We start from the raw sequence: 24,811 nt of genomic DNA on the forward strand, positions 1-24,811 counted from the left end.
GACCCGGAGCAGCGCCACACGTGCAGGCGGGGACACCGGCGATGACGACGACTTCCAATCGCTACTGGCTCGGATTCGACCTCGGCGGCACCAAGATGCTGGCCGTGGTGTTCGACGACGACCTCAAGCCGGTGGCGCGAAAGCGCAAGAAGACCAAGCCGCACGAGGGCGCGGAGATGGTGCTGCGGCGGATCGTCGAGGTTGTCCAGGAGGCCTTGAACGAAGCCGGGGTTGCGGCGGAGGCGTTGGCCGGCATCGGCATCGGCTGCCCTGGTCCGCTCGACCTCGACCGCGGTGTCATTCTTGAACTGCCCAACTTCGGCTGGCGCGATGTGAGGCTCAAGTCGTTTCTGGAAGCCACTTTCCGGTGCGACGTCGTCGTGCTCAATGACGTCGACGCCGGCGTTTACGGGGAGTATCGATCCGGAGCGGCTCAAGGCGCGCGGTGCGTCGTCGGCGTCTTTCCGGGCACCGGCATCGGCGGGGGATGCGTCTACAACGGGGCGATTCTGCGCGGCGCCACGGGCTCCTGCATGGAGATCGGCCATATGCCGGCCGTGCCGGAGGGGCCGCTTTGCGGCTGCGGCCGGCGCGGCTGCCTGGAAGCCGTCGCCGGGCGGCTCGCGGTGGGCGGCGGCGGCGGCGGCGGCCTATCGCGGCGATGCTCCCAATCTTCTGCGCCAGACCGGCACCGACCTTAGCCGAATCCGCAGCCGCGCCCTCGCCGACGCCATCGCCGCAGGCGACAGCGTCGTGGAATCCATCGTGCGGGACGCGGCGCGCGCCGTCGGTCGGACGATGGCGGGGGTGGTGAACCTTCTGGTACCGGATGTGGTACTGCTCGGCGGCGGCATGGTAGAGGACATGCCGGAGTTGTGGAAAAGCGAGGTCGAGGCGAGCACACGACAAAGAGTCATGCCGTCGTTCGAACATAGCTTTACGGTGGTCACAGCGCGTCTGGCCGGCGATGCCTCGGTCACCGGCGCCGCCGCCTGGGCCCGCGAAGTGCTCACTGCCGTCGAATGAAACCGGATGCAGCGACACCGGGGTCGGGTTGCCGCCGGGTTCGGTCGCTGATAGGCTCGCACCCGGCACTTCAACGCAATCCAGCACCCTGAGGCGCGGCAGTTGCATCATGGCGGGACTCACCCACATTGACCCTCAAGGCAACGCGGTCATGGTGGACGTCTCCGCCAAGGACGTGACGGAACGTAGCGCGACCGCCGTGGTGTCCGTGCTGATGCAGCCGACGACGCTGGAGGTGATCGTGTCCGGGCGGGCGCGCAAAGGCGACGTCCTCGCCGTCGCTCAGATCGCCGGGATCATGGCTGCCAAGCGCACGCCGGAGTTGATTCCGCTCTGCCACCCTCTGGCGCTGGCCAGCGTGACGGTCGATTTGGCATGCGATGCGGCGCGCGCGGCGGTCGACATCACCGCGACCTGTAAGCTGACCGGCCGCACCGGGGTCGAGATGGAGGCGCTGACCGCGGCGTCGGTGGCGGCGCTCACCGTCTACGACATGTGCAAGGCCCTCGACCGCGGCATGCGCATCAGCGACCTCCGCGTGGTGCACAAAAGCGGCGGAGCATCCGGAACTTTCCAGGCGGAGTGAACGCAGCAGAGGATTGAGGATGATTTCGGTCGCCGACGCCGTCGCCATGGTCACCGCCGGGATCGAGCCGCTACCGGCTGAGGTGGTCGGCATCGAACGCTGCCTTGGGCGGGTTCTGGCCGAGGATGTGGTGTCGCGGGTCAGCCAGCCGCCCGCCGCCGTCTCCTCCATGGACGGCTACGCCCTCCGTACCGGCGACGCGGCATCGGCCCCGGCAACGCTCCGCATCGTCGGCGAATCGGCGGCCGGGCGGTCGTTCCCGGGCAGACTGGGTGCCGGGGAGGCGGTGCGGATCTCGACGGGAGCAGTGCTGCCCGACGGGGCCGACGGCGTCGTCATCCAGGAGGTGTGCGAGCGCACCGGCGATGCTGTGACGATCCTCGAGCCGGCGGCGCCCGGCCGCTGGATCCGCCCTGCGGGTCTGGATTTTCGGGCAGGCCAAGCGCTGATGCGGGCGGGCCGGCGGCTAACAGCCCGGGATCTCGGGCTTGCCGCCGCCATGAACGTGCCGTGGCTGAAGGTGCGAAGAATGCCGCGCGTCGCCATCCTCGCCACCGGCAATGAAGTGATCATGCCGGGCGATCCCCTGGGGCCCGACCAGATCGTCAGCTCCAACAGCATCGCCCTTTCTGCCACCGTGGCGGCATGGGGCGGTGACCCGGTCAATCTGGGCATCGCCGGCGATGACGAAGCGTCGCTCGAATCTCACCTCGACGCCTGCCGGGGCGTCGATTTGCTGGTCACCATCGGCGGCGCATCGGTCGGCGACCATGACTTGGTCGGCGCGGTGTTGCGTCGGCGGGGCATGGACCTCCGCTTCTACAAGGTCGCCATGCGGCCGGGCAAACCTCTGATGTTCGGCCGGCTGGGCAATGTGCCCGTGCTCGGCCTGCCCGGCAATCCGGTTTCGGTCGGGGTGACCTCTGTCGTGGTCCTCAAACCGGCAATGGACGCCATGCTCGGGGTGTCGGACCGACGCGGCGCCGCGTCGGCGCTTCAGTCGGCAGTTCTCGGGCGCGATCTCGCCGCCAACGACGAACGGCAGGACTATCTCCGCGCTCGCCTTGCCCACGGCGACGGGGGCGAGCGGATCGCGATGCCGTTCGAGCGCCAAGACAGCGCCATGCTGGCGTTGCTCACCGAAGCCGACTGCCTGATAGTCCGCGCTCCCCATGCGCAGCCGGCGCGCGCCGGTGACCGGGCCGACATCATCATGCTTGGTGACGGCGTTATCCGCGGCTGACCGGTCGTCCTCACCCATAATTCTCGGCTTCGCCGCAAACAAGCCCCAAATGGGACTTGACGCCGCGCCGGAACCAAAATAGAACTCGTCGTGAAGTTTTGCTTTTGTTCCGTGCGGCTCCGCTCATGGTGTCGCGCATCGACGGGCGGAGTCTTCAGGTTGTGACCGGCGGACTCAGGATCGGCCGGCGAACACGAATCGGGTGGTGTTGCGGGGAAAACGCTCATGCTGACCAGGAAGCAATATGAACTGCTGGTTCTCGTCGATCGACAACTCAAGGAGAACGGTATTTCTCCGTCTTTCGACGAAATGAAGGAGGCTTTGGGGCTGCGGTCCAAGTCGGGCATCCATCGCCTGATCACGGCGTTGGAGGAGCGGGGCTTCATCCGGCGGCTGCCGCATCGGGCCCGCGCCCTCGAGGTCATCCGCCTGCCGGAGAATGCGGCTTCGGCGTCTGGGCGCCCGCGCCGTCCGTCGGAGGCGTTCGCGCCCAACGTCATCAAGGCCGACTTCCGCCTGCCGGGGTCGCACGCGGCACCCGCCTCGCACGCCGTGCAGTTGCCGCTCTACGGTCGCATTGCCGCCGGCACTCCCATCGAGGCACTCCGGGATCAGTCGCGCCTTATCGACATTCCCTCCAGCATCATCGGCAAGGGCGACCACTATGCCCTTGAAATCGATGGCGACTCGATGATCGAGGCTGGAATTCTCGATGGCGACATCGCCATCATCCAACAGGCCGACACCGCCGACAATGGCGAGATCGTCGTCGCGCAGGTCCATAACGAGAAGTTGGAGGAGTGGGAGGTCACCCTCAAGCGCTTCCGCCGCCGCGGCAAATCCGTCGCTCTCGAACCCGCCAACTCGGCGTTCGAAACGCGCATCTGCGGCCCTGACCAGGTCAAGGTGCAAGGCCGCTTGGTCGGCCTCTACCGCCGTTATGGTTCATAGCCGCAAGGAAATGCGGACGATTTGCCATGATCACACACGAAATGTTTGATCCACTGTCCCCTCTGGCACGATGGCGATGATCGGTCGGTCAGAACAGACCGAAGATCTCGCCGTCGGCATCGACGCCGATGGTGTTGGCCGAAGGAATGCGGGGCAACCCGGGCATGGTCATGATGTCGCCGCAGATGACTACCAGGAACTCGGCGCCGCCGGCGAGCCGCAGTTCGCGCACCGGCACGACATGGTTGCTGGGGGCGCCATGCAGGTTGGGGTCGGTGGAGAAGCTGTACTGGGTCTTGGCGATGCACACCGGATAATGCCCGAAGCCGGCAGCCTGCAGCTCGGCGAACTGACTGCGGATCTTTTTGTCGGCGATGATGCCTTGCGCGCCGTAGATGCGCTGGGCGACGGTCCGCGTCTTGTCCCACAACGACATGGAGTCGTCGTAAAGCAGGCGGAGGTCGCCGGGCTGGTCATCGATGACGCGCACGACGGCGCGTGCCAGATCCTCGGCGCCCGCACTGCCCAGCGCCCAATGATCGGAGACGATGGCTTCGACGTCCAGCTCGGCGCACACTTGGCGAAGGAGATCCAGTTCGCCGGGGGTGTCGGACGTGAAGCGGTTGATGGCGACGATGACGGGAAGACCGAAGCTGCGCATGTTCTCGACATGGCGGTTGAGGTTCTCGGAGCCCTTGACCAGAGCCGCCATGTTCTCCTTGGCGAGAGAGTCCCGCGCCACGCCGCCGTGCATCTTGAGCGCCCGGACGGTCGCCACCACCACCGCGATGTCCGGCTTCAGGCCCGACTTGCGGCACTTGATGTCGAGAAACTTCTCGGCGCCCAGATCAGCGCCGAAGCCCGCCTCGGTCACCACGTAGTCGGACAACTTGAGCGCCGCCTTGGTGGCCAGCACCGAGTTGCAGCCGTGGGCGATGTTGCCGAAGGGGCCGCCGTGGACGAACGCTGGATTGTTCTCCAGCGTCTGTACCAAATTCGGCATGAGGGCGTCTTTGAGCAGCGCCGTCATCGCCCCGTGCGCCTCCAGATCGCGGGCGCGAACCGGATGACGGTCGAACGTCTGGCCGATGATGATGTTGCCGAGACGGCGCTGCAAGTCGTCGAGATCCTCCGCGAGGCAGAAGATCGCCATCACTTCCGAGGCGACGGTGATGTCGAAGCCGTCCGAACGCGGAAAGCCGTTGCTGACGCCACCGAGGCTGCAGACCACTTCCCGGAGAGCCCGGTCGTTCATATCGACGACGCGCCGCCACGTTATGCGCCGCTCGTCGATCTTAAGGCTGTTGCCCCAATAGATGTGGTTGTCGATCATCGCCGCGAGCAGGTTGTTGGCGGCGCCGATGGCATGGAAATCGCCGGTGAAGTGCAGGTTGATGTCACACATCGGCACAACCTGCGCCAACCCGCCGCCGGCGGCGCCGCCCTTCATGCCGAAGCAGGGCCCGAGCGACGGCTCGCGGAGGCAGATCATGGCGTTCTTGCCGATGCGATTGAGGGCGTCGCCGAGGCCGACGGTGGTGGTGGTCTTGCCCTCGCCGGCCGGCGTCGGCGTCACCGCCGTGATCAGGATCAGGCGCCCGTCCGGCCGGTCATGAAGGGACTTGATGAACTCGAGCGAGATCTTGGACTTGTAGTGACCGAACGGCTCGATGGCGTCCGTCGGAATACCGAGGCGGTCCTGCGCAAGATCCCAGATCCGACGCATAGCGGCGGCACGAGCGATATCGATGTCGCTCTGCGACATTTCGTGAAGATTTCTCGTGGCTCCATTCCCAGTGGGGCCATTGTCGCTCTGCGCCATGCGCCGCTCCACCGTTTGTTTTCAACGAAGCTGCACAACCGGGGCAGGGCAGCGTACCGGCCGTTCTATCGCGCTTGTCGTGCAGGTTCCATCGTTGAGGGCGACCCCTGTCCGGCCATGCAAAAATTCCCGCGCTCGCCAGGCGCGATCAGTAGCATGTTCCCGCGGTCGAACTGGCGCCGTAGCAGCGGCCCTGCACTATCGCACATACGAGGATCACTGGACACCTGTCCATCTGGACATCGTTGTCGACGACCTTGAAGCCGCGGCGGAGCGCGCCCTCGCCGCAGGTGCGAGGGCGTCGGGACCGGCTCGCGAGCGCAACTGGGGCCGATTCGCTCCGATGCGGGACCCGTTCGGCCATGGCTTCTGCTTGATCGAGTTCCGGGGGTCCGATTACGACTTGGCCGAGATTGTCACGAACGCGAGCCAATCAAGAAGCATTTTGAGCTTCGAGCGGCGGAAGCAGGAGACATCAACCGATTTCAAGGGATGACCTTCAGCGGAATTGAAACACGCGCCGATGGAGCGGTAGTGATAGGAGTGAAGGCATGGGCAAGTATGTCGATGGGTTCGTGGTTCCGGTTCCCAAGGACAGCGTCGAGGCCTATCGCAAGTTGGCGGAGGCGGCTGGCAGGGTCTGGCGCGAATATGGCGCTTTGGCGTTTGTCGAGTGCGTTGCCGACGACGTGAAGGCCGGTGAGGTGACGTCGTTTCCGCAGGCGGTCAAGCTGAAGGCGGACGAGACGGTGGTGTTTTCCTGGATCGTGTTCGAGTCGCGCGAGCACCGCGATCTAGTCAATGCGCAGGTCATGGACGATCCGCGCATCAAGGACAGCATGGACCCCCGCACCATGCCGTTCGACGCCAAGCGGATGTTCTGGGGCGGTTTCGACGTTCTGGTCGATTTGTAGGGAGCCTTCGTATCATGAGTGACGAACTCGTTTTCTACACCAACCCGATGTCGCGGGGCCGCATCGTCCGTTGGATGCTGGAGGAGGTCGGGCGTTCATACCGCACGGAGCTGCTCGAGTACGGAACGACGATGAAGGCGCCGGAATACCTCGCCCTCAACCCGATGGGCAAGGTGCCGACGCTCGTCCACGGGGACACGGTCATCACCGAGTGCGCCGCCATCTGCGCCTACCTGGCGGACGCCTTCCCGGAGGCAGAACTGGCGCCGCCCCCCGGCGATCGTCGGCGCGGGCCCTACTATCGCTGGCTGTTCTTTGCCGCCGGTCCGCTGGAGGCGGCCGTAACGAACCAGGCTTTCGGCTTCGAGCTGCCGGACGACGACCGCAGCAAAGGAATGGCCGGTTACGGCTCTCTCGCGCGGGTCATCTCCACCCTGGAGTCGGTGTTGTCGGAGCGAGACTACGTCGCGGGCGAGCGCTTCAGCGCCGCCGACCTCTATCTCGGCGCCCACATCGGCTGGGGGATGGAGTTTGGCACGATCGAGGGGCGACCGGCGTTCGAGCGCTATTGGGAGCGGCTGCGCGACCGGCCGGCCGCCGCCCGAGCACGGGAGATCGACGATGCCTTGACGTCTGCTGAGCCGCAAGCGGCTGTGGAAGGTGGCGAAGCCTGACGAACGAGGAGATGCGGCGATGAAATCCGGGTCCTGGGATTGAACAAGAACTGGGAGTGTTGGATGCCGGTCGTCTGAGGTCTCGCAAATTCGTGGTCGTACGGACACTCCTTCACTGAAGTATCGTCGCGCGCCAGGCGGAATGGAACACGATATGCCGCGGCGGGTTGACTAGAGGCATGTTTTCCGCGCCGTGACGTGCAGGCGCAACACAATCCGGAGAACACCATGCCGCGCCTGGTCATCGTTTCCAATCGTGTTGCGACACCGGCCAACCAACCGGCAGCCGGAGGCATGGCTGTCGCGCTCAAGGCAGCGTTGGAATCCAAACAAGGCCTGTGGTTCGGGTGGAGTGGCGACATCTGTGGCGACGACCAAGCCATGGAGGATACCAGGAAGGTTTACGATGGCGACGGCGGCTACCGCACCGTCACCGTCGATCTGAGCGAGGCTCAGCACAGCGGGTACTACGAAGAGTTCGCCAACCGCAGCCTGTGGCCGCTGCTGCACAATCGCCTGGATCTTGTCAGTTACTCGCGGGCCGACTTCGCAACCTATCGCCAGGTCAACAGCCTGCTTTGCGAGTGTCTGGTGCCTGAGCTGCGCGGCGATGATCTCGTCTGGGTTCAGGACTATCATCTGACCCTCATCGGTCCTGAGCTGCGAAAGAGCGGAGTTACGTCCGCGCTGGGCTTTTTTCTGCACACGCCGTTCCCGCCTGCCGACACGTTCCTGGCGCTGCCGTGTTGGCGGGAGATCATCGACGGCTTGCTGGCGTACGACGTGCTGGGATTCCAGACCGAAGACGATGTCCACAACTTTTCGGATCTCGTCGTGCGCAAGCTCGGCGGGCGCCAAGACGACGGGTGCCTGCAGGCCGGCGACCGGCGTTGCAGGGTCGCCGCCTTTCCCATCGGCATCGACACGGCGGCGTTTGCCGGCGTGGCTGCGGCGGCTGTCGAGCGCGGCGGCGCAGAACAATTCGCAGACTGGATCAACGACCAGAGCGTCATCATCGGCGTCGACCGGCTGGACTACAGCAAGGGCCTGGACCACCGGTTCAACGCGTTCGAAGCGTTCCTGGTAAACTCGCCCGACTACCACGGCCGCGTCACCTTCCTGCAGATCGCCGCACCATCCCGCGAGGACGTCCCGGAATATGTCGACAAACGCGAAGAGCTGGAGGCGCTCGCGGGACACATCAACGGACGCTTCACCGAACTCGACTGGGTGCCGCTTCGCTATATCAACAAGTCGCTCGATCAGGAGAGCCTGGCGGTCCTTTATCGCCTCAGTCGCGTCGGTCTGGTGACGCCCCTAAAGGACGGCATGAACATCGTCGCCAAGGAATTTGTGGCCGCCCAAAACCGTGACGATCCTGCTGTTCTCATCCTTTCGCAGTTTTCCGGCGCCGCTGCCGAGCTGCAGGAGGCGCTGATCGTCAATCCTTATGACGTGGCGGGCGTCGCGGACGCCATCAAGACCGCGCTGGAGATGCCGCTGGACGAACGGCAACGGAGGCAGGACAGGCTGTTCCAGCGACTGACCAGCAACACCGTCCATGATTGGTGCAGCCGGTTCCTGGAGGCACTCGACGTCCGCCGTTAGAGCGGGCGCCGACGCATGTGAGAGCAGCCGGCGCCCGTCAGTGGGAGTGCCGGGGATTGCCGCGGGTCGCGATGATGTCGATGTAGGCGGTGGCGGGCTCCAGGCAGCCGCCGGTCGCGAGGGGCCCGACAAATGCCCGATAGATCTCCTGCCACGGCGTCTGGTGTTTGAGTTCGGGGAGCGGCGTCGTGCCGCGGCGTCGCTGCATTTCGTCGTCGGCGATCAGCACGTTGACCGTCCGCGCATTCAGGTCGATGTGCACCCGGTCGCCGGTTCGGAGGTATGCGAGGGGACCGCCGACCGCCGCTTCCGGCGACGCGTTCAGGATCGACGGGCTAGCCGATGTTCCGCTCTGGCGGCCGTCGCCGACGCACGGAAGCTCGGTGATGCCGCGCTTGATCAGCGCGTCGGGCGGCTGCATGTTGACGACCTCGGCGGAGCCGGGATAGCCGACCGGGCCGCAGTTGCGGATGAACAGAATGCACGTCTCGTCGATGGCGAGCGCACCATCGTTGATGCGCCGGTGGTAGTCCTCCGGCCCCTCGAACACGACGGCTCGACCTTCGAATGCGTCTTCGTCACCGGGCTTGGCGAGGTAGCGCCGGCGGAAGTCCGGGCCGATCACCGACGTTTTCATCACCGCCGCGTCGAACAGGTTGCCGCCGAGGACAACGTAGCCGGCCTCTTCCATCAGGGGCTCTGAAACCGGCCGAATGACGTCAGGGTTCGTCGAGCGGGCGTCGGCGGTGTTGTCACCAATGGTCCGGCCGTTGACCGTGATCGCGTCGGTGTGGATGCGCCGGGCAGCGACCAGAGCGTGAATCACTGCCGGCACCCCGCCGGCGCGATGGAAGCCTTCGCCGAGGTGGTGGCCGGCCGGCTGCATGTTGACGATCAGCGGCACGTCGTGGCCGAGGTGCTGCCAATCTTCAAGATTGAGCTCAACGCCCATGTGGCGGGCGATGGCGATCAGGTGGATCGGGCAGTTGCTGGACGCGCCGATGGCCGACGCGACGACGATGGCGTTCTCGAACGCCGCGCGAGTCATGATCTTCGACGGCGTCAAGTCCTCGTGCACCATGTCGACGATGCGAAGACCGGTGGCGTAGGCCATCTGGCCGCGCTCGCGATAGGGCGCGGGGATGGCGGCGCAGCCGGGAAGCGACATGCCGAGCGCCTCGGCCAAAGCGTTCATCGAGGACGCCGTTCCCATGGTGTTGCAATGACCCACGCTGGGCGCCGACGCCGCCACCATGTCCATGAAGCCCTCGTAGTCGATCTCTCCCGCAGCCAGCAACTGACGCGCGCGCCAGACGACGGTGCCGGAGCCGACCAGCTTACCCTCGAAGTGGCCGTCCAGCATCGGGCCGCCGGACAACGCGATCGCCGGGATGTTGACAGCCGCCGCCGCCATAAGGCACGCCGGCGTGGTTTTGTCGCAGCCGGTTGTGAGCACCACGCCGTCGAGCGGATAGCCGTGGAGCACCTCGACGAGCCCGAGAAAGGCGAGGTTGCGATCGAGCGCCGCGGTGGGGCGCTTGCCGGTTTCCTGCAGCGGGTGGACGGGAAACTCTATGGGCACGCCACCCGCCTCGCGGATGCCGTCCTTGACGCGAGACGCCAGATCCAGGTGGTGGCGGTTGCACGGCACCAGATCGCTGCCGGTCTGGGCGATGCCGATGATCGGCCGTCCGGACTGCAACTCCGCCCGCGTCAGCCCATAGTTGAGGAAGCGCTCCAGATAGAGCGCGGTCATCCCGGGCTCGGCGGGATCGTCGAACCACAATTGGCTTCTGAGCTTGCGTTCGTTGGAACCTCTTGTGGCCATCACAGTTACCTCTTCTACGTTGTTGAGGAAGCACCCGTCGTGGGAGACTAAGAAGCCGGCCTTTAGTGCCGCTGCCGCGAGGCCCACAGCATAACCCGCATCCAAGCAGAGGAGGAAACAATGAAGCCAAAGTCGTGGATGACTGTCGTCGGCGTCGCCGGTGTCGCCGTGTTCGCAGCGGCCGCCTCGGACGCGATCGCCGCCGAATATGAATGGACCATGCAGACGTCGGAGACCGCCGGCGAGCCTCAGTTCGAGGTCAAGAAGCAATGGGCCGAGAACGTGGAAACGATGAGCGGCGGGGAGATCAAGATCGAAATCCTGCCGACCGGCGCGGTGGTTCCCCACAACCAGACCCTCGAAGCCGTCGGAGCCGGAATTCTTCAGGGCCACCTCACCGACCCCAGCTACTTCTCCGGTCAGGATCCGGCCTTCAGCATGCTTGGCAACCTGGTGGGCGCGTGGGGCGACCCGGTCGAGTTCCTGGAATACATGAACTTCGGCGGCGGCGAGGCGCTATACAACGAGCTTGTTGAGCCCTATGGCGTGCATCTGATCTGCGCGGCTGCCACCGGGCTCGAAGCGCTGGCCAGCAAGAAGCCCATTCGCACCGTCGACGATCTCAAGGGGCTGAAGCTCCGCGCGCCGGAAGGCATGGTCTACGACATTTTCAGCAAGGCGGGGGCGTCGCCGGTCAACCTGCCGGGCTCGGAAGTCTACACGGGCCTTGAAAAGGGCGTCATCGACGCGGCCGACTACACGGTCTTCGCGACCAACCAGGCTCAGGGGCTGCACTCGTTCGCGCCCTATCCGAGCTACCCGGGGTTCCACTCGCTGCCGATGGTGGCGGTCTCCATGAGCAAGCAGATCTGGGACGGGCTGTCGGACCAGCACAAGACGATCCTCGAGGTCTCCTGCGACACAATGGCGTTCGACATGGTCTTCACCCTGAAGGGCCTGGATCTGAAAGCCGTCGCGGAGGCCCGCAAGGACCCCAAGATCGAGATCATCGACATGCCCGACGAAGAGCGGAAGAAGTTCCGCAACATAGCCAAGCAGGAATGGGAAACCTGGGCAAAGAAGAACGAGTTGAGCCAGAAAACCTACGACTCCGTCGTCAAGTTCCTTGAAGCGCGCAACTTGCTGTAGCCACGGCTGCCGGCGTAAGCGGTGACCCCGGTGGCGCCGCCCGGCCGGCTCCTGCATACGAGCATAGCGCCTGCCGCAGAGGATCGGACAGATGGAAGACATTGAAGGCTTGCGAGGCGCCCCGGACGCCACAACCGCGGTGCCTGAGCGGGAGGAGGTCGTGCTGCGCACGACCCTCGATCGCTACGTGAACGAAGCCGGCGCGCTGATCTCCTGGCTCGCCCTCATTGCCATGGCGATCTCGGTCTACGAGGTAGTCATGCGTTACGTCTTTGAGTCGCCGACCTCCTGGGTTCACGAGACGGTCATCTTCCTGATCGCCTGCATCTTCGCCCTGGGCGGCCCGGTGGCGCTGGCTCGCGACAAGCACATTCGAATAAGGGTGATCTATGACGCCGTTTCGCCGGGTGTGCGGCGGATATTCGACGTCTTCAACAGCGTCATCACCCTCTTGTTCACCGTCGGCATGAGCTATGCCGCTTACATCATGTTCTGGCGATCCTCCCACAATCCGACCGGAGACTGGCAACTCGAGCGCTCCGGCACCTCTTGGAACCCGCCGTTCCCGGCCATGACCAAGGGCGTCATCCTCGTCGCAGTGGCGATCATGATGTTGCAGGCCATCCTCCACGTCATCCACGCGGTGCGCGGGCCGGCGGCGGACCGGAAAGAGGGAGCGCGTTGACATGGGCATGGGACTGAACGCTCTCGGCATCGAAGCCGGCACCTACCTGCTCATCGGCAGCATCTTCGTTCTCCTGCTTCCCGGTCTGCCGCTCGCCTTCAATACCGGGCTGGTGGCGCTCATCTTCACCTTCGGGTGGTTCGGGCCGATGGCCCTGCCGCTGGTGACGGCCCGGGTCTACGGCTTCATCACCGAATACTCGCTTGTGGCCGTGCCGATGTTCGTGTTGATGGCGTCGCTGCTCGACCGCTCCGGCATTGCCCGCGATTTGTTCAACGCCATGCGCATCTTCGCCGGCCGCCTGCCCGGCGGCGTCGGCGTCCAGACCCTGGTGGTGGCGTTTTTCCTCGCCGCCATGTCAGGGATCATCGGCGGCGAGATCGTGCTGCTCGGCATCTTGGCGCTGCCGCAGATGCTGCGTCTCGGCTACGACCGCAGTATCGCCATCGGCGTCTGTTGCGCCGGCGGCTCACTCGGCACCATGGTGCCGCCGTCGATCGTCCTGATCATCTACGGCCTGATGGCGAGCGTCAGCATCGCCGACCTGTTCGTCGCCGCCATCACGCCGGCGACCATCCTGATGCTGGCCTACGTCACGTACGTGCTCGGGCGTTGCGCCATCAACCCGTCGCTCGGCCCGCCGTTGCCGCCGGATCAGGCGCGAATGCCGGCCGGCGAAAAGCTCAACGCTGCCAAGTCGGTGATCCTGCCGGCGCTGATCGCGCTGATGGTCCTCGGCAGCATTTACGGCGGCGTTGCCTCGGTCACGGAAGCCGCCTCGATGGGCGCGTTCGGCGTGCTGATCGCCATCGTCATCCGGCGCGAGTTCTCCTTCCGGGTGCTGCAGGAAAGCGTCACCCAAACCCTCAACACCTGCGGCATGATCATCTGGATCGGCGTCGGCGCGGCCATCCTGGTGGGCGTCTACAACCTGATGGGCGGCAACCGCTTCGTCTCCCAGTCGATCCTCGGCATTGATGCCGCGCCCATCGTCATCGTCATGATCATGATGGGGATTCTGATGGTGCTTGGTCTGTTCCTCGACTGGATCGGCATCGCCATGCTGACGCTTCCGATCTTCGTGCCGATCATCAAGGAACTGAACTACGACCCCATCTGGTTCGGGATCCTGTTCTGCGTCAATATGCAGGTGTCGTTCCTCAGCCCGCCGTTCGGCCCTGCGGCGTTCTACCTCAAGGGCGTGGCGCCGCCCGGCATCGAACTCCCTCACATCTTCAAGGCGGTGCTGCCGTTCATCGCGCTGCAGATCATCGTCCTGTTGCTGCTGCTGTTCTTCCCGGATCTTGCGTTGTGGATGCTGCGGTGAGGACGCCTGCGCCTGTCGACGTCTTCGAGATGGCGGTCACGGAGATGCCGCTGATCGCGGTGCTGCGCGGCATCGCGCCCGACGAGGTGCCGGCCGTGGCCGACGTCCTGGTCGAGGCCGGCTTCCGCCTCATCGAGGTGCCGCTCAACTCGCCCCGGCCTTTCGACAGCATCGCCAAGCTGGCCGCATGCTGCCCCGCGGGCGTCGTCGTCGGCGCCGGTACCGTGCTCTCTCCCGACCAGGTCGTGCGGCTGGCCGCCACCGGGGCAGCGCTCATGGTGACGCCCGACAGCAACCCCGACGTGATCGTGGCCGGGGTCGAGGCCGGCCTGGTGACGGTGATCGGGTGCATGACGCCAAGCGAGGCATTGAGCGCCCTCCGCCACGGCGCCCAATGCCTCAAGATCTTCCCGGCCGCCCGCCTCGGTCCGGCCTACCTCAAGGACGTGCGGGCCGTGTTGCCGAAGGAGACGCGCTTGTTTGCCGTGGGCGGGATCGGTGCCGACGACATGGCAGCGTTCCATGAGGCCGGCGCCGACGGCTTCGGCTTTGGCTCCAACCTCTACGCCCCCGGACGTGCGGTGACGGAGGTGGGGACGATCGCCCGCGATCTCGTCGCAGCATTTCAGCGCTTGCAGGGCGGGTGACGTGACCGGGGCCCATGCCATCATCATTGACTGGGGCACCAGCAGCTTTCGCGCCTATCTGGTCGACGTGGAGACAGGCCGCGCGTTGGAGGAGATCGCCGACGGACTGGGAATGGGCGCACTCGAAAGATCCGAGTTTCCGTCCTATTGCCGCGAGCAGACCGCGCGCTGGCGGTCCTCGAACCCGCCGGCGCCGATCTACATGGCGGGGATGGTGGGAGCGGCGCAAGGGTGGTTGACGGCGCCCCAGCCGCCTCTGCCGGTCAGCGCCGACGACCTGGCGCACCATGTGGTGGCGGCGGACGGCATGGAGGAGGCCTGGATCCTCCCGGGGGTTCGCTATCACGGACCAGACGGCCACATCGACGTGATGCGCGGCGAGGAGGTCCAGATCTTCGGCGCGCTGGCGGAAGTCGGCGCAGTTTCGGCCCATTTGTGCTTGCCCGGAACCCACAGCAAGTGGGCGACCGTCCGCGATGGCGCGCTGGAGCGGTTCTTCACCGCGATGACGGGAGAGCTGTACCGGGCGATCCTCCGCCATACGGTCGTCGGCCGGCTCGCCATGGAGGACGCGGCGTTCGATGCGAGGGTGTTCGAGCGTGGACTGTCTGTGGCCGGCCGACCGGGCGGGTTGCTCTACCACCTGTTTGGCGCCCGCGGGCAGGTTCTTTATGGAGGTCTCGCCGCGGCCGAGGTTGCGAGCTACCTCTCGGGGCTGCTTATCGGCGAGGAACTGGAGCGCATGGCGGAGCTGGAGGCTTTGCCGGACCACGTGCTTCTCGTCTGCGGCGAGCGCCTCCGTGAACCCTATGAAATCGCGCTTCGGTGCAGAGGCGTCGGCGCCGTCTGGATCGACGCACGGCTTGCGACGCTGCGCGGGGTGGTGTCGGTGATGCGCCACCACCGTTCAGCTTTCGGTGGCCGGACAGGCACCGCGGTGCAACATGGAGCGAGCGCGTGAGAGTAGCGGCGGTCGGCGAATGCATGATCGAGCTGCGCCTTCGCGGTGACGGCGGCTACGACCTCGCGTTCGGGGGAGATACCTACAACACGGCGGTTTACCTGCGGCGGCTCGGCATCCCTGTCGATTACGTCACCGCCCTCGGAGACGATCCGTTCAGCGACGACATCGTGGCGATGTGCCGGGCCGAAGGGATCGGAACAGACCTGGTCGCCCGCGCTTCCGGCCGCCTTCCGGGGCTCTATCTCATCAAGACCGATGCCTTGGGAGAACGCACGTTCTTTTACTGGAGAGATCGATCGCCGGCCCGGGAGGTGTTCGAGCTTCCCACCGGTGGCCAGGTCGCCGAGGAGCTGCAGGGGTTTGACTTGATCTACCTTTCGGGGATCACCCTCTCGTTATACTCGCAGCAGGGCTTGTCGCTGCTTTTCTCCGCACTCGACCGGGCGCGGACCCGCGGCTGCCGCGTCGCCTTCGACGGCAACTACCGCCCGGCCGGCTGGAGCGATGCGGCGACGGCGCGGGCGGCGTTCGGCGCCATGATGGAGCGGGCGGACATCGCTCTTCCGACATTTGACGACGAGCGACTGCTCCATGGCGATGCGACAGTGCAGAATTGTGCGGAGCGCTTTCGCGACGTGGACGAGATCGTGATCAAGGACGGACGCAACGGCTGCGTGCTCGTCAGTGCCGGAGAGACGCAGGTGGTGGGCGTCGAGTCCGTGGTTGACCCGGTCGACACCACGGCCGCCGGCGACTCGTTCAACGCCGGCTATCTCGCCGCCCGTCTCAACGGGGCGGAGCCGGCCACTGCGGCCAGGGTGGGCCATCGCCTGGCGGGGACGGTCATCCGTTACCGGGGCGCGATCATCCCGCGCGACGCGATGCCGGCCATTGATGACCTGTTTCTTCATCCTGATCCGAGGACGACGCCATGACGCTTTTTCCGTGGCAGGCGAAGCTGGATTCGATCCTGCGCACGGCGCCGGTCATTCCGGTTCTGACCATCCGGCGCATCGAGGATGCCGTACCGCTCGCCAAGGCGCTGGTCGCCGGCGGCCTGCCGATACTGGAGATCACGCTTCGCAGTGAGATCGCGATCGAGGCGATCCGTTTGATCAGGGACTCTGTGCCCGATGCCCTTGCCGGGGCCGGCACCATCCTCAGCGTCAAGGACCTGACCGGCGCTTCTGCCGCCGGCGCGGCGTTCGGGGTCAGTCCGGGGCTGTCGCCGGATCTGGCTGCCGCCATCGCCTCGGCGGATCTGCCCTTTCTTCCGGGTGTCGCCACCGCCTCGGAGATCATGCAGGCGAGAGCATGCGGTTTCCGTCATCTCAAGTTCTTTCCGGCGGAAGCGATGGGAGGCCGCGCGGCGCTCAGCGGCTTCGCCGGGCCGTTTCGCGACGTCCTGTTCTGCCCCACGGGAGGCATCGGCGAGGACACCCTGAACGCGTATCTGAGCCTGCCCAACGTGCTCTGCGTCGGCGGGTCGTGGCTGGCCTCCGACCGGGACGTCGCCGACGGCGCGTGGACCAAGATCACCGCATCTGCCCGCCGCGTGAGCGAGCGACGGCCGTCGCAGCAATGATCAGCAGGCCCGAATGCCAGGGCTACTGGCGAGGGGAGCGCCGCGTGATTTGTCGATACCGAAGCGCTCTGCGTTGAGACGAACCGTAGCCGCGGCAAAGTTCGGACCGGATAACGAGGCGTGCCTCCGCGAAGAGGGCAGGGCAAGCAAACACAGGAGAAGCGCCAGTGGGGCGGGGCTTGCTCGCTCACACGGATCACCCACCCGCGGCTCTTGCGCGCCAGCCACATGAAGCCGTGGGCCGACTGCGCGACCGATGGCGAACGCCTCGACGTCCACAACGGGATGTTGCTCGCCGCCCACCTCGACGCCGCCTTCGACGCCGGCCTCATCGCCTTCACCGACGGCGGCGCTCTCATCGTCTCGCCAGCATTGTCGCCACCCGACCGCGCCCGCCTCGGCCTCGCGGCAATGCCGCTGCTCGTGGGCCTCAAGCCTGCGCACCTGCCGTACCTCGCCCACCACCGCACGCGGGTCTTGCAGACGCCGGCGGCGTAACCGATGGCCGATCCCGGCTGAGTTCATGAGGGCGCCAGCGAACGCCACGCGATGGCCAACCGAGACCGTCACGTCATCGTCACCGGCTTGACCTCTGAGCCGCATAATGAAATGACGGTGTGACGGTCCACGACGGTCCTGTCGCCCAATTTTCATCGTGCTGGTGTTTCGGGGGTAGATGGGGAAGCTCACGCGTCCTTGTTTTTCTTACGCTTGGTGAAAGTCCGGTCCCTTCCGCTACGATAGCCGGCGGGCGCCGACGGCGGCCCAGCGCAGGCTGCTCCGTTTCTGACATACCGGGATTTCAGCCGCCCGCGTTTGTTCTGCCGCAACTGGGGGTTTCGCTCGTTCTCAACTTTTAGTATGGATTTCGTATAGGTCCCTTCGCCGGGTACCGGGGACATGCAAATGAATCTTTCGGCCCTTTGCCGGATCGAACGGTCTTCATCGTTAACTCGATCCGGGAATCGGATTGGGGCGCTGCAAGAGCCATCGAACCGCCCAAACAAGCCCGATACTGGCGAACGCGTTTCCGCCAAGAACCCCGTGGATGCCAAGGCGTCCGTGGCAGTTCGATATCTTCGCTTTGCTGTCTGGGTGGCAATCGCCGCCGCGATCGTCGCCGGCCTTTACGCCCGCATCACCGGCGTGTTCGGGGATCGCCCGGTCGCGATCGACGAGTACTATTTCCTCACCAGCGTCCGCAACATCATGGCTGAGGGCATCCCGGCGTTTCCGAGCGGCGGCTATTATTTTCGTGGACTGCTCGTGCAGTACGCAACGGCTGCCTCGCTCCTGCTATTCGGCGAACAACCCTTCGCGATGCGGCTGGTGCCGGCGGCGAGCGGTCTTGGTTGTGCCGTCGCCCTTTACTTCTACGCCAGAGGACAGCTTTGCCCCATGCTGGCGGCAAGCGTTTCCGCCCTCTACATGGTTTCCTCCTGGGCGATCGAGTTCTCTCTGTTCATCCGCATGTACACCGCATTTCAACTGGCGACCTTGCTGTTTCTGTTGGCCGCAGACCGGGCGTGGTTCGGCAAGTGGTGGCACCTTCGCTACCTTCCGCATGTGCTGGTCGTCATCGCCGCGCTGACGCACGAAGCGGCGGTGCTGCTGGCGCCTCTGCTTATGACGCCGCTGCTCGTCCTGCGCGATGCCCAGCACTTCCCGAGCCGCAGCCATGCCGTGCATTACGGTTTGGTCAGCCTCGCGGTCCTTGCCCTGTGCGTCGCCTTGTTTGTGTTCGACTTCCGTGACTTCGGCGTCGCAGACGCCGTTCCCCGCGGCCTCGAATGGACTTCGGCGGCGATGTTCCGCTTCCCCGAGTTCCCGTTCCTGAGTTTCGGCAGCGACCCTTTCCTCAACACTGCTGTGATGGCGGCGGTTCTGGCGCTGGTCGCCGCTTCCCTCTCCCTCGTTTGCCTCAAGAACCGTTGGTTTCCGGTGTCGTTCGTCTACGCCGGAGTTCTCGTTGCTGCTGCGGTGTTGCATCAGTTCATCATCGCCGGCGCGTGCGCGGCGATCCTGCTGCTTCGTTACCGGATCCTGCGGTTACCCCTTCGGGACGGGCCGCCTTTGCGGGCACTGATGCTGGCGATGCTGATCGTCGGCCTGTGGATCACATACGCCGTGACGACGCGCGAGTGGATCGGCGCCGTCGCGGACGGCGACAACAGCCTGGCTGAAGCGCTGATCCGCACTTTCGCCGGCTGGCCCGACTTCTATTCGGAACTGGTTAATCCCTGGCGGCGGGATGCACCCGTGCTTGGCCTCATAATCGCCATCGCCTGTGTCATCCAGCTTGTGGGCAAACTGCATCAACCGCTGCCGGCACTGGCAAGGAACCCGGTCTGCGTCATCGCCTACACCGCGCTCGTGTATGGGGTTCTGAACGCGCCGTACTCCTCCACGCGCTACAGTTTTTTCGTCTATCCGCTCGCGCTGTTCGTCATCGTGCTCTCGGTCGTGGACATCACCCGGTGGGTCACGAAGCGGGGTGCAGGTGCCGCCATCGGCGCGGAAGGGTCGAGGGACCCGGATGATGCCGTTCAGGTCCGCACGCCGCACCGGCTGCCTCCCGCGCCTGAAGAGCCGCGGACCTCAAGCGTGGATTCGGGCCACGGCGCGTCGGCCGCGAAAGCTCCGGCGGTTGCCGCCGCCGTCTCTCTCGTCGTGATGGCGTTTTCGTCCGACCTCAGCGTGCGCCACCTCGCCTCCGTGACAGCCCCCGACGCCGTGTTTCGCACCGGAGCATTCGCGCATCAACAATATCACTGGTACGCGCGGGAAGACATCGCGACGCCGGCGGAGTTTCTGAATGCCGAGGCCGCGAACGGTTCGGACACGCCGATCGTCGTCGTCGGCCTTCCTCACGCCGCCGCCTACCTGGAAGCGGAGCACGCGCTCTATCTGGATCGGAAAGATCCCCGGTACCGGCAGCAGGCCCGCGAGAGCGGGCGGCGGCATCTCTGGTCGAACCGGCCGTTGCTCGGCACCTTCGCGGAGTTGCGCAAACACGTCGGTGATGCCGACCGTGTGTGGATCATGCGCGCCGCCGCTGGGGAGAAGTGGCCGATAAATCGCACCGGCTTTGCCCTGGAGGATGTTTGGCCGTCCCGCATCGCCGGGATGCACAGGGCATTCCTCAGCCGCGACTCGCGTATCGAGGTCGTCGCTGTCGAACTGACGCCGGAACGATGACGCGCGCCGCGCGAGCTTCGACGTGCATATCGCCGCGAGCGGAGGCGCGTTTCAGGCGCCGCCAGGTTCCGTCGCGCCCGGCCCGGCCGTGCGCGAAGGTCATCCTGTCCGGATAGGCTCCCTGCACTTGTATTCCATGCGTGCCGCGATGGATAAGCCTCCCGTCGAGCCACCCCGCACTGCAGCAGAAGGACCTTCCATGACGAGCCTCACTGCGGGTAGTTCTGTGCCGACATTTCTGAACGATGTCGCGAAATCCCGCCTGTTTTGGCCGCTGGTGCTGCTTGTCTTGGCGGTGTCGGTTCGCATGTCCCCCCTTTGGCAGGTCGCGAGATTCGACGAATTGTATCATGTACTGGCTGCGGAGGGATGGCTTGCGGAAGGCAGACCAGCGATCGGCACAGGCGAATACTGGCGCGCCTATTTGTTCACGGTCTTGATCGCGTACTTTTTTGACCTTTTCGGCACGACGATTGAAGTTGCGCGCCTTCCCTCGATCATCGCCGGAAGCCTTCTCGTAGCTTCAGTCTTTGTCTGGACCCGCGCACGAGCCGGGGTCCTGGCGGCCTGGATCGCCGCTTTGCTGCTTTGCTTTTCACCTCTCGAGATCGCGTACTCGCACTTCACGCGTTTCTATGTGCTGCAAGCCCTTTTGTTCTGGCTCGGCTCGACTGCGTTGTTCAAGCTCGTGACCGCACCGGGTACGGACGCTCGAGAGAGCGAGAATCGTGTGGACGGATCGGCCCGGAGGAGCGCGCCGATCCTGATTACGGCCGCCCTCCTTTGCTTCGGCGTCGCGTTGCACCTTCAAATCACGACATTGATCGGTCTCATGGGGCTGGCTGCCTGGCTCGCGTTCGGGGTCCTGTTGCCCCGGTTATCGCGACAGCCGATCTCCGCCCGGCTTCCCTGGATCGCCGCGTCCGCCGCGCTGGCGGTGGTCGTCGCGATCGTCGCCTTGACGACAGGATTCGCGGCCGATCTCCTTGCGCGATACCGCGTCGCCGAAACCTGGGCACAGGCCGAGGCCGACAACGTCTGGTACTATGTCCTGTTGTTGCTGAGACATCATCCCATCCTATGGATGTTCACGCCGGCCGCATTGGTCGTCTCATTCTTGGCGAACAGGAAAACAACCTGGTTATGTGCCTCGGTCTTCGTCATCGGGTTCGTGCTTTTTTCGTTCGGCGGGATGAAAGGATACCGATTCATCTATTTCATAATGCCTTTCCTCTTCGTGATCTGGGGCATTGCGCTGCAGGCCGTCGCGGGAAGCATCAAGCGCCATTGCCTCAAGGCCGGGGAGACGGCGACGGCGCCCTTGTTGGCGCGTCTGCGAATGCCGGCATCCTGCTGCGGTCTCTTCGCCGTTGCGCTGGTCGCCGCCGCCGCCATCGGACCGCCGCTCGCACGCTCGGCGGCGATCCTGGCCGGGTTGACCGACACTCCGCTCAAGCTTGACGATCGTTGGCCGGAAGTCTCTGAAGCGGTGAAGCCATGGTTGACGGCGGACCGCGTCGTCGTGTCCGACAGCGAACTTCACGGCCTTTACTATCTCGGCAGACTGGATTTTGCCGTGAGCCGCACCGCGTTGGCAGGCACCTCCGGGAACGGTCCGTTCAGCTACGACCACCGCACTGGCGTGAGCTTCGCGAACAACGCGGAATCCATGGCCCTGATCATGGACTGCTTCCCCCGAGGGCTCATCGTCCTGACCGAAGATTACTGGACGCGCGAGTACAGCGAAAACAGCGCTCTCGCCGGGTTCGTGGCGCAACGCACCACGCCGGTCGCCCTGCCGGAGCGCTTCGCGATGCGCGCCCTCATCTGGGACGGGCTGCCGCCGGAACGCGCGTCGGCGTGCCAGCCGGTCTACGACGCCCGCATGCCCGTGACCTATGCTCGGGGTTCTCGCTGATCGCGTTTGCGCCGCCGCCCAGCCGCATGGGGCTGGGACTAGTGATGGAACGGCCGGCGCCTGCTCTCGCCCCAACTCCGCCGCTCTCGCAATCGTGTTCGGTTCGAAACCTGTGCCGCGTTCATCCATTCGTGAAATTCCAGCGTACGTTCCCATGTAGGAATAGTTTGCGGCGCACTTTTGAGTCGTTCCAGAACGACGGCGCCGGCCCGGATAACGGACGGAGGAACTCGCATGTCGACGACAACGCACGCCGGATCAGCCGGAGGGGATCGCAGCCTCAGCGTCGACCGGGGTCTGCAACGGTTCATCCGGGAGACGCGAAAGCACGCTTTTCTGGACGCGGCGGAAGAGCAGCGCCTGGCGCGCCTCAGCCGCGAGCAGGGCGACCGCGAGGCGACCGACATGCTGGTCAACAGCCATATGCGGCTTGTCATCAAGATCGCCATGCAGTACCGGCATTATCCGGCGCCCGTCGAGGACCTGATCTCCGAGGGCACGCTCGGCCTCATCCAGGCCGTCGAACGCTTCGACCCGGGCCGCGGCTACCGCCTCTCGACGTACGCCATGTGGTGGATCCGCGCCGCCATAACCGACTTCGTGATCCGCTCGTGGTCGCTGGTCAAGACCGGCACCACGTCGGAGCAGAAAAAGCTGTTCTTCAAGCTCCGCAAGACCAAGGCGCGGCTGCACGCCTACGAGGACGGGGAGCTGCCGGCGCCGGTCATCCGTCAGATCGCCGAAGAGCTCGCAGTTCCCGAGAGCGACGTGGTGATGATGAACAGGCGGCTGGCCGGACCGGATGCCACCCTCAACGCGCCGCTCCGCGACGGCAGCGACGGCGAATGGCAGGATTGGCTTCCCGACGAGGGCGACAGCCCCTATGAGCAGTTCGCCGACCGTGAGGAGCAAAGCGTCCGCCGCCGCATGATCCGCGACGCGATGGATATCCTGAACGAGCGCGAGCGGGACATCGTCGGCGACCGCCACCTGCGGGAGGATCCGGTGACTCTCGAGCAGCTTAGCCGTCGGTTCGGAATTTCTCGCGAGCGAGTGCGCCAGATCGAGGTGGAGGCGATCGCCAAGATCAAGCGCTTTGCGCTACGGCAGCAATACTTGTCCCAGACGCACCGGAGTGGCGCCCGACGTGGAATCGAAGCATCGCCGGCGGTAGCCGCCTAGTGCGTACTTGCCCGAAATCAAGGCGCTATGTGGATGCGTGCATGCTTTGAATGCACCGCTGCACTAGAGAGACGGCGGCGCGGTCGGCGCCTGTTCCAGCCGCTCCGCCAGTTCGGCCAGCCATGACTGGACCCGGCGGCGGTTGACGCCGAAATCGTAGTAGCCTATGGCCGCGCGGCTGTAGACGGCAAGGGTTGCTCGATCATCGCCCACAGGAACGGCGCGCATGGCGATGCGGTCGACGAAGCCCATCAGCCGCGAGCGTTGCTCCGCATCGATCCTGAGCCCGTCGTCGGACACGGCGACGATGGCCGCGCGTGGTTGCGCCCGCACCACTGCCGCCCAAGCGTCGGCCAGACGTTGCGCGCTGACCGGAAAGACCGGCGGAGCCTGGTCGGGCGTTCCGGGAACAGGCGCCAGATCCGGCGGCGCCAGCAGCCAATCCCTGGGATTGCCCGAGCGCTGCAGCGACGCCCAGTCCGTTGCGTTTCCGGTCACGTCGAAGTCGCCCTTTTCCACCGCGGCATCGGGAGAACTGCACGAGGCTGCCAACAGGAGAGCGACCATCACGAACTTAAGAGGCGGCGCCCGACGAAGCATGGCTGCTTGTCCAGGAGTTTGCCTCCGAGCGCAACCCTGCCGTTTCGTCGCGGTGCAGATTCTGGGGATCGACGCGGATCTCGGATATTAGCGCATCAGCGCCTTGGCGACGGTCGCGGCTTCAACAAGAGTCATTGTGCCGAGCGGGTCGGCGATCGCGCGAAGTGCATCGGCCTCGCCGCCGCCGCGGCGCAGCAGCCGCGCGCAGGTGAACAGCGTGTCGAGGGCGCTTTCCGGCACTTGCATGGAAACGGTGTGCAGGGGGTCGTCGGGGTCGGCCAGCACGCCCTCCAGGCATTCCGGGAGTGGATCGACGGCCGGCAAGACGGTGGTCGGGCGGGCGCCTCCCGACAGGTAGGAGACGAAGATGGCGTCACTGCGCACGATGTGCTCGTGCAACCACGCGCGAAGGAAGGCGAGAAAGACGTCGAAATCGATGCTGTCCGCGTCGGCGCTGTAGAGCTTGCGGGCGGCGTAGACGTCGCGGTTGAATTGGCGGTGCTGTTCCTTGTGAGCTCCCCGGTAGGGGTAATAATGCTCCCTCATGATCGCTTCTTCGTTCTCGAAATGCTCCTGGATGACCTCCTGCATCCGGGCGAGCGACGATCCTAGCGCGGCGCTGTCGGCGCCTTCACGTCGGTCGCGCTCAAGCGCATTGATGATCTCGATGATGCGCTTGTGTTCATCGTCGATCGTGCCGACCTGCAGCGTGTAGGCCTCCGACCATGAAATGAAGGTCATCCTCAATCACCCCGGAACATGCTGGTGCTTCAGTGGCTCGTTGACACGGTCGAGCGGGCAATGAAGATCCTACCACCGTTCTGTTAACAAATCCAAACCGTCTCATCCATTGGTCGTAATCAGGCAACCTTGCGCGATGCCCGCTGCGCGTCTTCAACGCGAG

Annotated in this window: 22 protein-coding genes and 1 pseudogene; 19 read left to right on the plus strand and 4 right to left on the minus strand. The window is 65.1% G+C overall.

The window, feature by feature from the left end:
* Nucleotides 1-41 precede the first annotated feature (41 nt).
* The 4 genes and pseudogenes from IPM60_07450 to lexA all read left to right on the plus strand — a co-directional run bounded on the left by IPM60_07450 (nt 42) and on the right by lexA (nt 3,806).
* Nucleotides 42-1,026, plus strand: a pseudogene (locus IPM60_07450) (ROK family protein).
* A 109-nt stretch (nt 1,027-1,135) separates the two neighbouring features.
* A complete protein-coding gene (moaC, locus tag IPM60_07455) occupies nt 1,136-1,612 on the plus strand; it encodes a cyclic pyranopterin monophosphate synthase MoaC (GenBank protein ID MBK8907730.1) in 477 nt (158 codons plus the stop codon).
* 19 nt (nt 1,613-1,631) lie between these two features.
* The gene (locus IPM60_07460; GenBank protein ID MBK8907731.1) at nt 1,632-2,855 is read left to right on the plus strand and encodes a molybdopterin molybdotransferase MoeA; all 1,224 of its coding nucleotides are present in this window, start codon (nt 1,632-1,634) and stop codon (nt 2,853-2,855) included.
* Between the two features lie 225 nt (nt 2,856-3,080).
* Nucleotides 3,081-3,806, plus strand: coding sequence for a transcriptional repressor LexA (lexA, locus tag IPM60_07465; protein MBK8907732.1), 726 nt, complete (start codon nt 3,081-3,083; stop codon nt 3,804-3,806).
* A gap of 88 nt (nt 3,807-3,894) precedes the next feature.
* On the opposite strand, the gene IPM60_07470 is transcribed toward lexA, so the two are convergent.
* Nucleotides 3,895-5,571, minus strand: coding sequence for a formate--tetrahydrofolate ligase (locus IPM60_07470; protein MBK8907733.1), 1,677 nt, complete (start codon nt 5,569-5,571; stop codon nt 3,895-3,897).
* A gap of 55 nt (nt 5,572-5,626) precedes the next feature.
* Between IPM60_07470 and IPM60_07475 the strand changes: the two genes are divergently transcribed.
* The 4 genes from IPM60_07475 to IPM60_07490 all read left to right on the plus strand — a co-directional run bounded on the left by IPM60_07475 (nt 5,627) and on the right by IPM60_07490 (nt 8,824).
* Nucleotides 5,627-6,124 (plus strand): hypothetical protein, encoded by a 498-nt coding sequence (locus tag IPM60_07475; protein MBK8907734.1) that lies wholly within the window; start codon nt 5,627-5,629, stop codon nt 6,122-6,124.
* Nucleotides 6,125-6,179: 55 nt separating this feature from the next.
* Complete coding sequence (locus IPM60_07480) at nt 6,180-6,542, plus strand: DUF1428 domain-containing protein (GenBank protein ID MBK8907735.1); 363 nt, start codon at nt 6,180-6,182, stop codon at nt 6,540-6,542.
* 14 nt (nt 6,543-6,556) lie between these two features.
* Entirely contained in the window at nt 6,557-7,216 is a 660-nt protein-coding gene (locus IPM60_07485; protein ID MBK8907736.1) for a glutathione S-transferase family protein, read from the plus strand.
* Nucleotides 7,217-7,444: 228 nt separating this feature from the next.
* On the plus strand, nt 7,445-8,824 hold the full coding sequence (locus IPM60_07490) for a trehalose-6-phosphate synthase (GenBank protein MBK8907737.1): 1,380 nt from the start codon (nt 7,445-7,447) through the stop codon (nt 8,822-8,824).
* Nucleotides 8,825-8,861: 37 nt separating this feature from the next.
* On the opposite strand, the gene IPM60_07495 is transcribed toward IPM60_07490, so the two are convergent.
* The gene (locus IPM60_07495) at nt 8,862-10,652 is read right to left on the minus strand and encodes a dihydroxy-acid dehydratase family protein (protein ID MBK8907738.1); all 1,791 of its coding nucleotides are present in this window, start codon (nt 10,650-10,652) and stop codon (nt 8,862-8,864) included.
* A 138-nt stretch (nt 10,653-10,790) separates the two neighbouring features.
* On the opposite strand from IPM60_07495, the gene IPM60_07500 reads away from it, so the two are divergent.
* The 11 genes from IPM60_07500 to IPM60_07550 all read left to right on the plus strand — a co-directional run bounded on the left by IPM60_07500 (nt 10,791) and on the right by IPM60_07550 (nt 23,307).
* The gene (locus IPM60_07500) at nt 10,791-11,801 is read left to right on the plus strand and encodes a TRAP transporter substrate-binding protein (GenBank protein MBK8907739.1); all 1,011 of its coding nucleotides are present in this window, start codon (nt 10,791-10,793) and stop codon (nt 11,799-11,801) included.
* 91 nt (nt 11,802-11,892) lie between these two features.
* Nucleotides 11,893-12,486, plus strand: coding sequence for a TRAP transporter small permease (locus IPM60_07505; protein ID MBK8907740.1), 594 nt, complete (start codon nt 11,893-11,895; stop codon nt 12,484-12,486).
* A gap of 7 nt (nt 12,487-12,493) precedes the next feature.
* Entirely contained in the window at nt 12,494-13,813 is a 1,320-nt protein-coding gene (locus IPM60_07510; protein ID MBK8907741.1) for a TRAP transporter large permease subunit, read from the plus strand.
* A 29-nt stretch (nt 13,814-13,842) separates the two neighbouring features.
* A complete protein-coding gene (locus tag IPM60_07515) occupies nt 13,843-14,460 on the plus strand; it encodes a 2-dehydro-3-deoxy-6-phosphogalactonate aldolase (GenBank protein MBK8907742.1) in 618 nt (205 codons plus the stop codon).
* Nucleotide 14,461: 1 nt separating this feature from the next.
* Complete coding sequence (locus tag IPM60_07520) at nt 14,462-15,421, plus strand: 2-dehydro-3-deoxygalactonokinase (GenBank protein MBK8907743.1); 960 nt, start codon at nt 14,462-14,464, stop codon at nt 15,419-15,421.
* The gene (locus tag IPM60_07525) at nt 15,418-16,359 is read left to right on the plus strand and encodes a sugar kinase (protein ID MBK8907744.1); all 942 of its coding nucleotides are present in this window, start codon (nt 15,418-15,420) and stop codon (nt 16,357-16,359) included. Before IPM60_07520 ends, IPM60_07525 begins: the two co-directional genes overlap by 4 nt.
* A complete protein-coding gene (eda, locus tag IPM60_07530; protein MBK8907745.1) occupies nt 16,356-17,009 on the plus strand; it encodes a bifunctional 4-hydroxy-2-oxoglutarate aldolase/2-dehydro-3-deoxy-phosphogluconate aldolase in 654 nt (217 codons plus the stop codon). Before IPM60_07525 ends, eda begins: the two co-directional genes overlap by 4 nt.
* Nucleotides 17,010-17,129: 120 nt before the next feature.
* Complete coding sequence (locus tag IPM60_07535) at nt 17,130-17,507, plus strand: HNH endonuclease (protein MBK8907746.1); 378 nt, start codon at nt 17,130-17,132, stop codon at nt 17,505-17,507.
* A gap of 564 nt (nt 17,508-18,071) precedes the next feature.
* The gene (locus IPM60_07540; protein MBK8907747.1) at nt 18,072-20,207 is read left to right on the plus strand and encodes a glycosyltransferase family 39 protein; all 2,136 of its coding nucleotides are present in this window, start codon (nt 18,072-18,074) and stop codon (nt 20,205-20,207) included.
* 199 nt (nt 20,208-20,406) lie between these two features.
* Nucleotides 20,407-22,125 (plus strand): hypothetical protein, encoded by a 1,719-nt coding sequence (locus IPM60_07545; GenBank protein MBK8907748.1) that lies wholly within the window; start codon nt 20,407-20,409, stop codon nt 22,123-22,125.
* 234 nt (nt 22,126-22,359) lie between these two features.
* Entirely contained in the window at nt 22,360-23,307 is a 948-nt protein-coding gene (locus tag IPM60_07550; GenBank protein MBK8907749.1) for an RNA polymerase factor sigma-32, read from the plus strand.
* Nucleotides 23,308-23,370: 63 nt separating this feature from the next.
* Here IPM60_07550 and IPM60_07555 read toward each other — a convergent pair whose 3' ends face one another.
* Both IPM60_07555 and IPM60_07560 read right to left on the minus strand, forming a co-directional pair.
* A complete protein-coding gene (locus tag IPM60_07555) occupies nt 23,371-23,874 on the minus strand; it encodes a DUF1499 domain-containing protein (protein ID MBK8907750.1) in 504 nt (167 codons plus the stop codon).
* Nucleotides 23,875-23,994: 120 nt separating this feature from the next.
* Nucleotides 23,995-24,648: a hemerythrin family protein gene (locus IPM60_07560; GenBank protein MBK8907751.1), complete on the minus strand. Its 654-nt coding sequence runs from the start codon at nt 24,646-24,648 to the stop codon at nt 23,995-23,997.
* Nucleotides 24,649-24,811: the final 163 nt, after the last annotated feature.

The organism is Rhodospirillales bacterium, assembly GCA_016710335.1.
Classification (GTDB): Bacteria; Pseudomonadota; Alphaproteobacteria; order Rhodospirillales; family Defluviicoccaceae; genus JADJXQ01.

Excerpts from the sequence above, each read along its gene's own strand:
- moaC (MBK8907730.1), top strand. The coding sequence starts at position 1,136 with ATGGCGGGACTCACCCACATTGACCCTCAAGGCAACGCGGTCATGGTG.
- IPM60_07460 (MBK8907731.1), top strand. The coding sequence starts at position 1,632 with ATGATTTCGGTCGCCGACGCCGTCGCCATGGTCACCGCCGGGATCGAG.
- lexA (MBK8907732.1), top strand. The coding sequence starts at position 3,081 with ATGCTGACCAGGAAGCAATATGAACTGCTGGTTCTCGTCGATCGACAA.
- IPM60_07470 (MBK8907733.1), bottom strand. The coding sequence starts at position 5,571 with ATGTCGCAGAGCGACATCGATATCGCTCGTGCCGCCGCTATGCGTCGG.
- IPM60_07475 (MBK8907734.1), top strand. The coding sequence starts at position 5,627 with ATGCGCCGCTCCACCGTTTGTTTTCAACGAAGCTGCACAACCGGGGCA.
- IPM60_07480 (MBK8907735.1), top strand. The coding sequence starts at position 6,180 with ATGGGCAAGTATGTCGATGGGTTCGTGGTTCCGGTTCCCAAGGACAGC.
- IPM60_07485 (MBK8907736.1), top strand. The coding sequence starts at position 6,557 with ATGAGTGACGAACTCGTTTTCTACACCAACCCGATGTCGCGGGGCCGC.
- IPM60_07490 (MBK8907737.1), top strand. The coding sequence starts at position 7,445 with ATGCCGCGCCTGGTCATCGTTTCCAATCGTGTTGCGACACCGGCCAAC.
- IPM60_07495 (MBK8907738.1), bottom strand. The coding sequence starts at position 10,652 with ATGGCCACAAGAGGTTCCAACGAACGCAAGCTCAGAAGCCAATTGTGG.
- IPM60_07500 (MBK8907739.1), top strand. The coding sequence starts at position 10,791 with ATGACTGTCGTCGGCGTCGCCGGTGTCGCCGTGTTCGCAGCGGCCGCC.
- IPM60_07505 (MBK8907740.1), top strand. The coding sequence starts at position 11,893 with ATGGAAGACATTGAAGGCTTGCGAGGCGCCCCGGACGCCACAACCGCG.
- IPM60_07510 (MBK8907741.1), top strand. The coding sequence starts at position 12,494 with ATGGGACTGAACGCTCTCGGCATCGAAGCCGGCACCTACCTGCTCATC.
- IPM60_07515 (MBK8907742.1), top strand. The coding sequence starts at position 13,843 with ATGGCGGTCACGGAGATGCCGCTGATCGCGGTGCTGCGCGGCATCGCG.
- eda (MBK8907745.1), top strand. The coding sequence starts at position 16,356 with ATGACGCTTTTTCCGTGGCAGGCGAAGCTGGATTCGATCCTGCGCACG.
- IPM60_07545 (MBK8907748.1), top strand. The coding sequence starts at position 20,407 with ATGACGAGCCTCACTGCGGGTAGTTCTGTGCCGACATTTCTGAACGAT.
- IPM60_07550 (MBK8907749.1), top strand. The coding sequence starts at position 22,360 with ATGTCGACGACAACGCACGCCGGATCAGCCGGAGGGGATCGCAGCCTC.
- IPM60_07555 (MBK8907750.1), bottom strand. The coding sequence starts at position 23,874 with ATGGTCGCTCTCCTGTTGGCAGCCTCGTGCAGTTCTCCCGATGCCGCG.
- IPM60_07560 (MBK8907751.1), bottom strand. The coding sequence starts at position 24,648 with ATGACCTTCATTTCATGGTCGGAGGCCTACACGCTGCAGGTCGGCACG.